Origin of the sequence: Delftia sp. 11MD (assembly GCF_050907895.1) — a bacterium.
GTDB lineage: Bacteria > Pseudomonadota > Gammaproteobacteria > Burkholderiales > Burkholderiaceae_C > Comamonas > Comamonas tsuruhatensis.
The window spans coordinates 4,126,208-4,138,287 of sequence record NZ_CP194333.1 but is presented as its reverse complement, the minus strand read 5'-3'; the positions used below and the strand labels follow the sequence as shown (position 1 = coordinate 4,138,287).

18 protein-coding genes and 1 tRNA gene are annotated in these 12,080 nt (G+C 61.6%); 5 read left to right on the top strand and 14 right to left on the bottom strand.

The window, feature by feature from the left end:
• Nucleotides 1–36 precede the first annotated feature (36 nt).
• The 4 genes from pgsA (at nt 37) to ACRSCF_RS18720 (ending at nt 2,709) form a co-directional block, all read left to right on the top strand.
• Nucleotides 37–606 (top strand): CDP-diacylglycerol--glycerol-3-phosphate 3-phosphatidyltransferase, encoded by a 570-nt coding sequence (gene pgsA, locus ACRSCF_RS18735; protein WP_026062576.1) that lies wholly within the window; start codon nt 37–39, stop codon nt 604–606.
• A 452-nt stretch (nt 607–1,058) separates the two neighbouring features.
• Complete coding sequence (locus tag ACRSCF_RS18730) at nt 1,059–1,331, top strand: HU family DNA-binding protein (RefSeq protein ID WP_012204727.1); 273 nt, start codon at nt 1,059–1,061, stop codon at nt 1,329–1,331.
• 14 nt (nt 1,332–1,345) lie between these two features.
• Nucleotides 1,346–1,421, top strand: a tRNA-Val gene (locus tag ACRSCF_RS18725).
• Between the two features lie 169 nt (nt 1,422–1,590).
• The gene (locus tag ACRSCF_RS18720; RefSeq protein WP_324622603.1) at nt 1,591–2,709 is read left to right on the top strand and encodes a site-specific integrase; all 1,119 of its coding nucleotides are present in this window, start codon (nt 1,591–1,593) and stop codon (nt 2,707–2,709) included.
• On the opposite strand, the gene ACRSCF_RS18715 is transcribed toward ACRSCF_RS18720, so the two are convergent.
• The 4 genes from ACRSCF_RS18715 to ACRSCF_RS18700 form a co-directional block, all read right to left on the bottom strand.
• The gene (locus ACRSCF_RS18715; protein ID WP_034368642.1) at nt 2,656–2,913 is read right to left on the bottom strand and encodes a helix-turn-helix domain-containing protein; all 258 of its coding nucleotides are present in this window, start codon (nt 2,911–2,913) and stop codon (nt 2,656–2,658) included. The two genes, ACRSCF_RS18720 and ACRSCF_RS18715, sit on opposite strands and share 54 nt — an antisense overlap.
• Nucleotides 2,910–3,623 (bottom strand): hypothetical protein, encoded by a 714-nt coding sequence (locus ACRSCF_RS18710; RefSeq protein WP_432675078.1) that lies wholly within the window; start codon nt 3,621–3,623, stop codon nt 2,910–2,912. The genes ACRSCF_RS18715 and ACRSCF_RS18710 overlap by 4 nt, the downstream gene beginning before the upstream one ends.
• Nucleotides 3,620–4,924 carry a hypothetical protein gene (locus ACRSCF_RS18705; RefSeq protein WP_324622601.1) on the bottom strand — a complete coding sequence of 435 codons (1,305 nt, stop codon included), beginning with the start codon at nt 4,922–4,924 and terminating at the stop codon, nt 3,620–3,622. Before ACRSCF_RS18705 ends, ACRSCF_RS18710 begins: the two co-directional genes overlap by 4 nt.
• A 196-nt stretch (nt 4,925–5,120) precedes the next feature.
• Nucleotides 5,121–6,050 carry a phage Gp37/Gp68 family protein gene (locus ACRSCF_RS18700; protein WP_432675077.1) on the bottom strand — a complete coding sequence of 310 codons (930 nt, stop codon included), beginning with the start codon at nt 6,048–6,050 and terminating at the stop codon, nt 5,121–5,123.
• Nucleotides 6,051–6,136: 86 nt separating this feature from the next.
• Between ACRSCF_RS18700 and ACRSCF_RS18695 the strand changes: the two genes are divergently transcribed.
• Nucleotides 6,137–6,739, top strand: a complete 603-nt coding sequence (locus ACRSCF_RS18695; protein WP_324622599.1) for a hypothetical protein — start codon at nt 6,137–6,139, stop codon at nt 6,737–6,739.
• Between the two features lie 161 nt (nt 6,740–6,900).
• Here the strand turns inward: ACRSCF_RS18695 and ACRSCF_RS18690 are convergent, their stop codons facing one another.
• The 10 genes from ACRSCF_RS18690 to ACRSCF_RS18645 all read right to left on the bottom strand — a co-directional run bounded on the left by ACRSCF_RS18690 (nt 6,901) and on the right by ACRSCF_RS18645 (nt 12,079).
• Nucleotides 6,901–7,254, bottom strand: a complete 354-nt coding sequence (locus tag ACRSCF_RS18690; RefSeq protein ID WP_034368279.1) for a hypothetical protein — start codon at nt 7,252–7,254, stop codon at nt 6,901–6,903.
• Nucleotides 7,214–8,053 (bottom strand): HNH endonuclease signature motif containing protein, encoded by an 840-nt coding sequence (locus ACRSCF_RS18685; protein ID WP_324622598.1) that lies wholly within the window; start codon nt 8,051–8,053, stop codon nt 7,214–7,216. The genes ACRSCF_RS18690 and ACRSCF_RS18685 overlap by 41 nt, the downstream gene beginning before the upstream one ends.
• Complete coding sequence (locus ACRSCF_RS18680; RefSeq protein WP_034368277.1) at nt 8,050–8,379, bottom strand: hypothetical protein; 330 nt, start codon at nt 8,377–8,379, stop codon at nt 8,050–8,052. Before ACRSCF_RS18680 ends, ACRSCF_RS18685 begins: the two co-directional genes overlap by 4 nt.
• Before the next feature lie 26 nt (nt 8,380–8,405).
• The gene (locus tag ACRSCF_RS18675; RefSeq protein WP_034368274.1) at nt 8,406–8,621 is read right to left on the bottom strand and encodes a hypothetical protein; all 216 of its coding nucleotides are present in this window, start codon (nt 8,619–8,621) and stop codon (nt 8,406–8,408) included.
• A complete protein-coding gene (locus ACRSCF_RS18670; protein ID WP_324622597.1) occupies nt 8,599–8,727 on the bottom strand; it encodes a hypothetical protein in 129 nt (42 codons plus the stop codon). The genes ACRSCF_RS18675 and ACRSCF_RS18670 overlap by 23 nt, the downstream gene beginning before the upstream one ends.
• Before the next feature lie 13 nt (nt 8,728–8,740).
• Entirely contained in the window at nt 8,741–8,974 is a 234-nt protein-coding gene (locus tag ACRSCF_RS18665; RefSeq protein ID WP_324622596.1) for a hypothetical protein, read from the bottom strand.
• Between the two features lie 28 nt (nt 8,975–9,002).
• Nucleotides 9,003–9,254, bottom strand: coding sequence for a hypothetical protein (locus tag ACRSCF_RS18660; RefSeq protein ID WP_034368267.1), 252 nt, complete (start codon nt 9,252–9,254; stop codon nt 9,003–9,005).
• Nucleotides 9,255–10,409: 1,155 nt separating this feature from the next.
• A complete protein-coding gene (locus tag ACRSCF_RS18655; RefSeq protein WP_158528315.1) occupies nt 10,410–10,835 on the bottom strand; it encodes a hypothetical protein in 426 nt (141 codons plus the stop codon).
• 10 nt (nt 10,836–10,845) lie between these two features.
• Nucleotides 10,846–11,505: a S24 family peptidase gene (locus tag ACRSCF_RS18650; RefSeq protein ID WP_082254199.1), complete on the bottom strand. Its 660-nt coding sequence runs from the start codon at nt 11,503–11,505 to the stop codon at nt 10,846–10,848.
• Between the two features lie 325 nt (nt 11,506–11,830).
• Nucleotides 11,831–12,079: a hypothetical protein gene (locus ACRSCF_RS18645; protein WP_034368256.1), complete on the bottom strand. Its 249-nt coding sequence runs from the start codon at nt 12,077–12,079 to the stop codon at nt 11,831–11,833.
• Nucleotide 12,080: the final 1 nt, after the last annotated feature.

Genomic DNA, 12,080 nt, shown 5'->3' with positions numbered 1-12,080 from the left:
ACCTCAAACACCAAGGTACGTGACACAATGGCGGCCATGTTTCTCACAATCCCCACCTTGATGACCTGTACGCGGATCGTCGCGATTCCGCTGATCGTCGGGGTGTTCTATGCGCCTTTCGACGTGGCGACCCGCAACCTGGTCGCCACGGTCATGTTCATCGTCTTCGCGGCCACCGACTGGCTCGACGGCTACCTGGCGCGCAAGCTCAACCAGACATCGGCCTTCGGCGCCTTCCTCGATCCCGTGGCCGACAAGTTCCTGGTCTGCGCCTCGCTGCTGGTGCTGGTGCATCTGCAGCGCACCGATGTGTTCGTGGCCCTGATCATCATCGGCCGCGAAATCGCCATCTCGGCCCTGCGCGAATGGATGGCCCACCTGGGCGCGGGCAAGAGCGTGGCCGTGCACATGCTGGGCAAGCTCAAGACCACGGCGCAGATGGTGGCCATCCCCTTCCTGCTGTACGACGGCCGTGTGTTCGGCATGATCGACACCGGCGTCTGGGGCCAGGTGCTGATCTGGGTGGCGGCGGTGCTCACCGTCTGGTCGATGGTCTACTACCTGCAAAAAGCCCTGCCCGAGATCCGCGCGCGGGTCACGCACTGAGGGCCTTTCCGGCCGTTCCCGGGATCCTGCGCCAGACACGTCAAACTGTCTGGCGTTGCTATTTTTTTGGAAGCATTTGAATCAGGCAGGGCAGCCGCTGCGGCGTCGTGGATGCGAAGCGGTGAGGCGCATTGCAGCACTGGCAAGGCCTGCGGCGGGCAAGTCCATTGTCAACCCTTGTCAATTCGTGAAGCCGCTAGCACCCGCTGCGCGCAAAAAACCGGCCGCAAAGCCAAAGCTGGCGCCAAAACCGCATAGAATCGTGCCCTGTCGTTGCGATGCACAGCGTGCATTGACACCTGGAAGGTCGATGGCTTTAATTCACCGATGCCTGCCCCGAGGCAAGCGTCGAACGGCAAGCCAGATTCCGTATCCGTCGCGCCGGGTTTCTGGTCGCGCCAAGTTGGTGGCCGCAGAGACATTCCATTCACTTATTTCTCCAGAGGCATCTTGTGAATAAAACCGAACTGATTGAGCACATCGCTAACAACGCCGACATCTCCAAGGCTGCGGCTGCTCGCGCACTGGATTCCACGATTGAGGCTGTGAAGAAAACCCTCAAAAAGGGTGGTACAGTGTCGCTCGTTGGTTTTGGTACATTCGCCGTTGGCAAGCGCGCCGCCCGCACGGGCCGCAACCCCCGCACCGGCGAGACCATCAAGATCAAGGCCGCCAAGGTTCCCAAGTTCCGTCCGGGCAAGGCATTGAAGGATGCCCTGAACTGACACCAGTCAAGGTGGGGTGCTTAGCTCAGTTGGTAGAGCGGCGCCCTTACAAGGCGTAGGTCGGCGGTTCGACCCCGTCAGCACCCACCACCAAAAACTGAATGAAATCAAGGCCCTAGAGACATCTAGGGTCTTTTTCTTTGCCCGTTTTACCCGCCAGAATGGTAGCCAAAGGGAGCGTCTACCAGCCGAGAATAGTTGTCTACCAACCTGCCTGGGCGTAGACTCGCGCCCCATTTGCAGCAGATCGGAGGCCGGCTTGGCAGGCAAGAAACAGTTCCCCAATGGCACCTGGCAGTACACGTTCAAGCGCCAGGGCGTGCTGGACAAACCGCTCTATTTGACCTTTGCGACCGAGGCCGAGGGCGACGAATATGCGGCCAGGCTGGATGCGCTCCTGGACCGAGGCATCGTGCCGGCGGAGCATCAGAAAGCTGAGGTGGTGCTGACGATCAAAGAGCTGGTGCGCGAATACGAGCGTGATGCGCATCCGTCGCCAAAGGATCGGAGTGCCCTCGGCACCATCCTCGAAAGCCGTGGTCACTACCCGCTGAGCGAGATCAATTCGGCTTGGGTGGACGGGTGGATCACGGAGATGAAGCGTGTGGAGAATCTGGCGCCGGCAACCATCCGCGCCAAAGTCGGGGCGCTGGCCAGATGCACAGACTGGGGCATGCGAAAGGGTCTGCTGTCCCTGCCTGATCATCCGCTGCGCACGCTGCCAGACGGCTATGCTCAGTACACAAAGACCGATGCCGCCCTGGCCGATGGCGGTGCGCGGACGGATGTGGAGCGGGACCGGCGTTTAGAACGCGGGGAGTATGAGGCAGTGCTGGCCGTGATCGATGGGGGGGTGCTCGCGCGCAAGCAGCGGCCGCTGAAGCTGGAGCATCAGGCGGCGCTGCGATGCCTGTTTGTACTGGCCGTGGAGACGGCAATGAGGATGCGCGAGATGTACACGCTGACGCTCGGGCAGGTGGACCTGCCACGGCGAACGGTGTTTTTGGACAAGACCAAGAACGGGGACAAGCGGCAGGTGCCGTTGTCCACGGTGGCAGTGGGAGTGCTGGAGAGCTACCTGCAGGGCCTTGATGTGCCCAGCCCGCAGTCGTTGATTTTCCCGTGGTGGTCGAAGCGCGATGAAGACCTGCATGCCACCACTGATTACCTGTCCAACCTGTATGCCGGGATCATGGAGCAGGCCGGCGCCAAGGGTCTGCGATTTCATGATCTGCGTCACGAAGCGACCAGCCGCCTGTTTGAGCGGACCACGCTGAGCGAGACGCAGATCATGAAGATCACGGGCCACAAGACGCAGCGCATGCTAATGCGCTACGCGAACCTGAGGGGCACGGACCTTGCCAACGCCCTTTGGTGAACGCTTGCGCACAAGGCGTTCGGCTGTCTGCTGGAGGATGGCTTTCTCGGCGTAGCGCACCACGTCTCGGCGCATCAGGACATATGCCCGGCCGATTTTGCCGGCTGGGATCTCGCCATCGCGCACCAGGTCCTCGGCTGTCTTGACGTGGATTTTGAGGATTTCCGCTGCTTCCCGGATGTTGAGCGTTTCGGTGTTGGTCATTGTTTTTTTCCTTTTTCTGTTGCTTTGGCGCGCTCGAATTCCACGACCCAGACCCAGGGGTTCTTGGCCCAGGAAGCTGGGCCGTTGATCGACTCCCAGAGGCTGCGGAACGACTCTCGCGGGCTCAGCGACCAGTCCTGGCTGGCTTGGTCCAGGTAGTTGCGGTAGCCGCATTCTGGGTCTCCTGCCATGCACTCGATGCCCTCGGCGCGCGCATCTGCATCGCTGATGTCTTGCAGGCGCTGCGCACGCAGAGCCGTGATCTCCAGCGAGATGCGGCTGGCCCAGCGGGGCATGTGGATGCCAGGTCGCAGCTTTCCCGGCCTGGTCTTCTCTGGTAGCGTGTCAAACCCGCGCCATTCACCGGTTCGCGAGCCGTCGGCCTCGAACTGGGTCGGCGCCCACGGCGTTCGATAGCCGGCGTCCAGGGCCTTATCGCCGCACACGGATGGCGAAAGGTGATCCAAACTTGCGGGGAAGCGGAAGGCCTCGCGCACCCACAGCCGGTCGCCAATCTCTCCTTGCTGGCAAGGCATCCACACGTCATCGTCGCAGTCAGGATGCTCTGCCCATGGCCACAGGGTGCCGTCATCGCGCTCCTCGACATCGAAGCCCCACTTGAGCTTCAGAATGCGCCGCGTCTGGGTCTTCGTGCCCGCGAGCAGGGCTCGGACCATCGGCGCCGAAAACAGGATCGGTCGTTCTTTCATGTGCTCTCCTTGTGCCCAGTGGGGCGCTGGAAAAGGGGTAGGGCGTGGGCCTCGGCACGCACTGCAGCGGCGGCCTCGGCGCCGTAGCCCCAGATGTCGCCGTTGGTAGGGTCGATCCGGCTCGGTGCGATGTACTCGGGGTGCAGCAGCTCGCCGCGCAGGACGTAGCCGCGCAGGGCCTCCACCAGCGAGCGCAGCGTGCCCCCATGGCTGAAGCCGCGCCAGCGGTGCGGATAGCCCATCACCTTGCCCGTGTAGACCCGCGAGCCCCGGTATTCGTCAATCCACCAGAGCCGGCCGCTAGCATCCAGCTCCAGGCGCGCGATGGCGCCGGATTCGCGGTTGCGGAAGAAGCGGCGGCCATGCCGGCTGATGATCTCGATCAGGGCATTGGCATGCCCCAGACGTTCGGTTTTGCTCACGATGCCGCCCCCCTTGGCTGCTGCCTGGGCTGCGTCGTGTGCCTTGCGGGCTTCGAGAGATGCAAGGGCTTCGGCGATGGCTTTGCGTGGAGTCACGCCGCTGCCGCAGGCCAGGGTTGCCTCGTCTTCGCCGAAGATCTGGGCATCCCACGGGCCTTCAAACTCGGGGATGACTGCGATGCGCTCGCGCTCCATGGCATCCAGCAGGGCCGTGTCGCTCGCATCCACTGCAGGCGCAGCAGGTGCTGCCAGCTTGGCGCGCGAACTCCATCCGGTCCAAGCGTTGTTCACGGCGCTGTTGTTGTAGTGTCGGTTCTGGCCACTGCCAAACGTGCTCAGATCGCCGCCATCCCTTTTGATCCAGGCCTCGAAAGCCTCGCGCTCATCGCCCACGGGCGCAGCAGGTGCCTTGGGCGCAGCGGCCAGCGCGTCGGCCTGAATGCCTTCCGCCACCTTGACGATCTTGAGGTAGTAGTGCTCGTTCACCACCCCTTCCAGAAAATCAAAGCGGTTGATGATTTCCTGCCCTGTCAGAGGTTGGCGCACCGGGGCTGCAGGCGCTTCCAGGGCGGGCGCTGCGGCGGCAGGCTCGCCAGCACGCACCAGGGCGACGGTGTAGGGCCGCAAGCTGGACAGGCTGGCCCCGCCATCCTTGCGCGCTCCGTCCATCGTCTCTGCTGTCACAACGCGGTCGCCTTCAGGCGTCATCCACGCCGCCACGCCCCACCTTGCCACAGCGACAGGAGCTGCCCCGGCGTAGAGCGGTTCTGACGTGTAGCCGTTGTCGTCGGGCGTCTCTGACAGCCATGGCTTGATCGTGGGGTCGCTCGGGTCGCTGATGCGGTAGCCGGCGATGGGCTGTTGCTTCGTTGCTGTCATGAGGCTTCCTTGGTGATGCGCCAGTGGCTGGCAGTGGTGTTGATGACGTGGCCTGCGCGCTGCAGCAGCTCGCAGGTCTGGGGTGGTTTGGAATTCACGGGATGCAGAAACAGGAAAGCCCTCGCGGCATACCGGGAGGGCTTCGGGGGAGGGGTGTGTCAGGACAGCGCCCATGCGCTGTGCTCATGCCTGGGGGTCAGCTGGCGGGCGTCTCGTCCCAGGCGCGGCCGTCGAGCTGTCGGCCTGAGGCTTTTTTGCCAAAGTGCTGCAGTGGCTCGTCTAAGGAGTAAGGCGTCGCGAGAGCGGCTCCATCGGTGCGGCTCCGGTCATAAGGCGCCCACTCTCCCCACTGCTTGAACAGGAATGGCACGCCAGCAGCGTTGCACTGGTCGCGCAGGCTGCGTGCCCAGGTGGGGTGCATGGGCCGCGCGCCGGGGCCGCTCTCGCCGCCGACGATCACCCAATGGATGCCGCTCTGGATCAGCCACGGCTGGCAGATCTTCGAGCCTCCGCCTTGGTCAAGGTCAGGCCCGGGGCGAGGACGCTCCAGATTCACAGGCCCCAGCAGCGGCTCCATGCTCAGGAAACGCACGCGCGCCGGCACGGCCAGCAGCTTCGGGATGTCGCGGTCTGCCTCGGCCTGGTTCACGATGGTGGCGCCGATCCACACATTGGGCAGCGGCATCAGGTCCAGCCATGGCAGGTCCTGGTCCTTGTCGTGCACCAGCTCCGCCATCATGGGGATGACGTTGCCGATGCGCTTCGTGAGCAGCAGCCAGTCAAGGTTCGGCGTCTGGTGGATCAGGGTGAACAGGTCGGCGCGCCATTGCGGGTCCACAGCGTTGTCGAACACGTCCGCCAGCGATGCACAGAACACGCGCTGGCGGCGTCCATGCTGAGCCATGAATGCATCAGCCTGCGCGTTCCAGCGGCGCGGCATGGCCCAGGTGGCAGGGCTGGTGCGACGGCGCGGCGCGCCTGGGCCCCAGTTCACGGCCTGGCCGCCGGCAAACCGCGCATTGCGGGTCTCGGCATAGCAGTGGTCACAGCCCGGGCCCACCTTCTGGCAGCCTTCCCAGGGGTTGAACGTGTGGTCGGTCCATTCGATCTTGCTGTTCTCGGACATTGTGGGTTCCATGCAAAAAGCCCGAGAGGCGACTGCCAAACGGGCTATGGGAGGGTAGGATTCGCCACCTAGGAAAGGAAGTGGCAATGGAGACTACTGAAATTTGCTTATTTTTTGGGGATTGGCAGATTCAGCGCTGGTGGTCTTGTATGACTAAAGCAGAGTGGTCGGGATGGATGCAGGTGCTCGGCGCATTTGCTGCTGTAATGATCGCAATATGGGTATCAAGATCTTCTATTCGTGATGAAAGGCGAATGGCTGTTATTGCATCGCGACATTTTGCGAAGGGCCTTATTCAGTCAATTCAAGTTCTTTCATGTGGAATTCAAGATGATAAAATTGCAGTGATTGTATTGTCCAATGCAACAATCATCGAGCAGTTATCATCTATTCAGAATTTGAGATCTGAACTCCTCCCGCCTGATGCCATGCGTGCGTTTGCGAATGTCAAGTTGACTGCAGTGCAGGTTTCCGTGATTGGAAAAGCATATGAAGGAAATGCAAGTGATGTGGATAAGCGAGAAGTTCTGAAATTTCTTGAATTTTGCGCTCTTGGGCTAAAGGAGGTGGCAAAGCAGCTTTTCGTGGCAATGAATTCTGTTTCGGCGGAGAAGTTTGATGCTTTCGACCTTGCTGACTCTATTATTCAATCCTACGAGGGAGTGAAAAATCTTCATAAAAGGAAATAGTGTCTTCTTATACCTCTGAACGGTCGGGAGCGGGGTGAGGTATTCGAACCCTCGAAGACAAGCGCATCTACTCTAGGCGTGGCGCAGTTCTTTTGCTGTAGTCACTGTTCGGCCGCTCCGGCAACCCCGCAAATCAGCGTGCACAAAATCTAGTCAATGAGTCATCGCCTGGGCTCCACGTCGCTGGTGCGGTGGACCAGGCCCTGCCAGTGCTGGCCCGGTGGCAATGGCGTGGTGTGGCCGGACCCGTCTGCTGTGGGCTTGGGCATTGCACCTTGCAGCGCTGGCGAATCAAGGAAGCCGACGCGCGAAGCCTTGGTGATCCGCGCAAACTCGATTTCTGCGCGCGAGCTGGCCACCAGGGTCTGGCCGATGTCGGTGATGGCGCGGGCGATCTGCGGCGTGGTGGCGCCGCTGCGCAGATCCTTGATGGTCTGGAGCAGCAGCGATTGCAGCTGGCCCATGCCGCTGGTTTCAGGTGGCGTGGGCTGGGTGTCGGTTGTGGTGGTGGTCATGCTCGGCTTTCTCCATTTCCTTGATCTCTTGGTCCAGCTGGCGTGTGAGTTGCCACACGGGCAGCAGGTCGATGGGGACGGCGGCCCCGTTGCTGCGGGACAGCTCTGCGCGCGAGATGCAGCGCAGGTTGCTGATGTCGAAATTGGAGGTGTCGCCGTCATGGAAGATGACGGCATGTCCCTCCGGGATGGGGCCGTGATGCTGCTCCCAGACGATGCGGTGCACCAGCGCCCAGCGGTTTGGCTCGGCCACCTTGCGCTTGAGGTAGCGGGCTGCATGTGGCAGCGCGCGTGGCGGCGTGGTCCAGCGCTCGGTGCCCACGGGCACCCAGGTCGGCGGCCTGTTGCCGGCTTTGAAATGGCTTCGACCCAGCTCCACGCTGTACCCGTGCAAGCCTTTGTTCCAGGGCCTGAAACCAGTGGTGAACTGCCCTTGCCGCCGGCCCTGCCGCAGCATGGAGGTGCTGTAGGTCTGGGACAGTACCGCCGGGGTCTTGTGCAGCCCAAGGCGGCTGGCCCGGGTGGCGATGTCCTGCATGGGCATGCCCAGCAGCTCGCCCAGGTCCTCATTGCTCATGTCGGCATACAGCAGCTGCAGCAGGTCATCAAGCTGCGTCCAGCGGCCTGCGCGCAGGGTCTTGGCGCCGGGTGCCTTTTTCACGCCCAGGTCATAGGCTCGCTGCTGCACATGCCTGGCCGAGCGCTGCAGGTGCGCAGCGACGGCGGCTGTGGGCTGGGTGGGGTAGTGCGCCCGCAGGTAGGCGTCATCATCGGCACGCCATGGCGTGTTCTTGCTCATAGCGGGAGACCGACCTGTTGCCCCTTGATCTGCAGCACGCGGCGTGCGTGGTTGCCGACTTCGGCGGTGACCGAGTAGCCGTAGCCATCCGGATTGATCAGCTCACGGATCAGGTCGAAGGCCTCGGCCACATCCGGCGCCAGGTGGCTGGCGTCGTAGGTGGTGGTTTCGAGGTTGGGCAGGTGCTGGGCCATGCGCAGCAGCTCCAGTGCGGCCGCGTCCTCGGTGTGCAGGCCGCGCCCAGGCACGGGCCGGGGCAGGTTGGTGGTCAGGGCAACGCGGCCCTCGTCGTCGGCGGAAATGGCAATGATGATTTGGCGGGTCATGGTGGTCTCCTGTGAAGTGGTGGGGGTCAGGACGGGGTGCCGTCAAGGTGTAGAAGGCGGTGGATCTGGTCGCGCGAGCGGTCGAACTGGACAGCCCACGCGGCGCGTTGGGTGATGAGCGGGCGACGTGCCTGCCGAGCGGCAAGGGCGTGGGCGTCGGCCAGTGCGAAGGCGTGGCGCAGCGCGTAGTGCCAATCGCTGGCCCAGTGGTGGTCGCGGTCAGCGGTGGCAGATGACGACATAGGGCCGGTCTCCGAATTGCTCCAGCGCCCAGGCGCATGCGTCTTGCGTGCAGGCGCCGATGAATTGCTGCTGCGTGCAGCCGCATTTGATGGTGAAGGTGCGCATGTGACTCCAGTGATCAGAGGGATGGAAGTTCCAGCGGGATCTGCTGGAGCTTGGGCGCGCTGGGCGCATCTGCGGCGCTGGCTTTGCGGCTGCGGCGCTTGGGCGCAGTGGCAGCAGCTGCAGCGCTGGCCAGCTGCTCGCGCGCCTTGGCAAACGTCTCTGCCACGTTGGTGGCTTCGCTGCGGCGGTAGATGAAGGCGCGATCCGTGAGCGGTGTCGTGGGGTGCGGGATGCGGGCGAGTTGCATGTGGGTCTCCGGCATGCAAACGGCCCGCTCAGTGGCGGGCCGTTGGTTGGTCAAAGAAGGTGGTGCCGCACCAGGCGTAGAGCAGCATTCCGCTGTGCCTGGCCTCGTCCAGCGCCGCATATCCCGCGTTGCTCAGCAGCGCGCATGCGCTCCAGATCAGCGGGTGGCCGGCGCCCTCGCGCTCCATCACGGCGCCTTCGGCCAGGTCGCGGAAGTAGACGGCCAGCCAATGCGGTCCAGGCGGCTGTAACGGTGGAAATTCTGGGTAGGGGATGCGCATAGCTGGGGTGCGCAATCAGTGATGAAGATTGGCGACCACAGCGTCCAGCCAGGGTGTTCCCCGGGCAACGGCTTCTGCGACTCGCCATCTGCCGGGTGCTGTCATGGTTGGGTGGGTATGCAGACAGCAATCGGCGGCCTGCTCGAAGCTGTCTGCGCCTTTGAGGCAAACCGGGCATTGCATCGGTTGACCGGAGTTGACTCCCGGGCAGCAGGCATCCGCTTCCCTTTCGATCTCATGTTCCTTGCGGCAGACCGGGCATCGGTAGATTTCTTCAGGAGGGCAGCACCCTGATGCATCCCTGCTTTCGCTGTATTCCTCGGCGCAGCAGGGGCACTTGAATAGCACAAGGCAGCCCGCTGTTTTGCTGCCCAATTTCATGTTGGGACCTGCGCAGTTCGCAGCTATCACGCGCGTGAAAAAGTCATGAGTCCGCATGGCGATCCTCGTGGTTGGTGGGGAAGAAAAGGGCCGGTGCCGCGTGGCGGCTGCGTGGGCGAGATGGCTGGTGGTTGCGAAGCGAGAAACCCAGGCCCGGCGAAAAAGAAGGCCGCATGTGCATCCAAAGGCGAAGTGCTTGAGAGGAGGTGGATGCGCGGCATCAAACCGAAGCGCCCTGCAACCCAAGGCGCTTGGGTTTGCCCTGCGTTGCGCAGGGCGGGCGCGCTGCTGGCGGTCAGCCCGACAGCCGGCAGTGCTTCAGCCATTACCCGCCATGGCTGCGGTGTGTGGGCGCCTCGATAGACGAGGTCATCCCCTGGCGGTCGTCATCACGCGCTCGGTGAAATCGGCCACGCTGGGCCGCAAGGGGGTTTTCAGGTCTTCGCGCCGCAGCTCCAGTGATTGGAGTGGGCGCCTGCCGGCCTGGGCGAAAGCAGGGCTCCGAAGGCAGCCCCATACTTCACAGCGTGGGGTGCTGGTCTTGTTTATTTCGCAGGGCGAGAGTGGTCGATAGATGGTCTGGGCTGAACCAGCCACAGTCTTGTGCCACTCTCTTTTTAAGGACCGGGGCGAGCCCGGCCGATGCCGTGGTGCCCAACGCGATCAAAGATGCGTTGGGCGAACTTTACTAAGAACTAAAGTGGCGGTCAACAAAAAGCTAAAGAAATCTTGAGAAATTTGTAAACATTGCTTGAGCCCGGGGGCAGCTGCTATCTAGCCGGTGCAGGCTTCGTAGATCCCGAGGCTGCGCGCGTCAGCTTGGCTGGAAGATGTTTGGTCTATGAGCGCAGCTTCAGATGTTGCGGCGAACCGCTTGAAGCCGGTGAACCCGCCGTATGAGTTTTTCCCATTGACCTCGCCGCACACCACTGCACCTTCTTGGAAGGCAACTAGGCGAACGTTTCTGAACTGAGCGCTCTGAGGGTCTTTCAGGGCATTCGATACGGCTGTTTTAGCGGAAGAAATTAAATCTTCTTCCGAATGACCAGAATACAAATAGTCTCGGTTAAACAAGGCATAGCCGCCGACTATCTTTATAGATATCTGACGTTCGTGAAGATATGGGTCATATTGAGGGGCTGTCACGCAGCCGGCCACAAGTGCAGCCATCAAAGATGCCGTTACAGTGATGCCCCTCATGGTATCTCCGTTAGAAAATTAAAGAGTCTTGTCCCACGCTGCCAGCAACGCGCTCAATGCACTCAACGTCTGAGCGCATCAACGTCATCGGCTCATACCTGTTATTGATGCTGACTAGTTGCAGCTCATCGTCCCGTATCCAGTTGAGCTGTTTTAGGAGACACTTTCCATCAGTCATTTTGACAACGACGTCCATGCCTGGCTGCGATTCTATGCTTGGGGTCACAATTACATATTCGCCCGCCCTATACCGTGGGTGCATTGAATCGCCCTTGATTCTTAATGCGAAGGCGCGTGGGTCTTGTGTCCAGAAATCAACCCAGCCATCAATTCCGTTGTCTTGAATGAGGTAGCCATCATCGCCCCCTCGGACGGCGCCTGTTACGGGGACACGACGAGGCTTTTTTTCGTTGGCCGCTGGGATGGGGCTGTTGTCATCTTCTGGTTTAGTCGCAAAACCATCCTCGAAGTAGCGTTCGCCCAGTCGCAGCTCGTTTGCAATGTTGCGTGCAGACCTCTCGCCAAAGCTCTTGGCTGGGTCAAGGAGTTGAGAGATGCGACCCTCGCTGACTCCTGCGGCGCGCGAAAACTCCACCTGGCTCCCTCTGTAGGGGGGTGAGTCGATCAGTGCCCGTAGGCGCTGTTTCCGATGCTGCGTCAGTGCGTCCATGTTTAGGAAATGGTAAACAATCTGAGTTTAGGAAATTGTTGACCCTCTCTTTAGAATGATCTAAAGTGAGGTGATGGAACTTAAGACTTGGCTTACTGCAGAGCGTGGCCGTTCGACGGCCTTGTCGGCTCATCTGTGTGTCACCTTGGGGCGCATCACCCAGATGGCTGATGAGGGCGTTCCTGCGAAGTACATGCTTGCTGTTCGTGACTTCTCCTGCGGGGCTGTGACGCTGGAGGAGATGTTGGCGCCCAAAGATGTGCGTCGTGCGACGAGCAGCGGCGGGGTGGCGCATGTTTGACGCCCTTGCTGGATGGTCTTCTGTTCATCTTGTCACTCTTGCAGAGATGCTTCGCAGCTGTGCAATCACTTCCGGTGCCGCGCTCCCGGTCTCCTGCATGCGTCGGCAGCACAGCTCGCTCCAGCGGGCCAGCGCGGCCGCGCTGAAACCGGCTCGGCCTTCGCCCTCCAGGACTTCGATCATCTGGCCCAGGAACAGCTCCAGGGCCTGCGCCCATTGGGGGCTGCCGATGTTGTCTGCTGTGGGCGTTGCGGGTGTTGTGCTGTGGGTCATG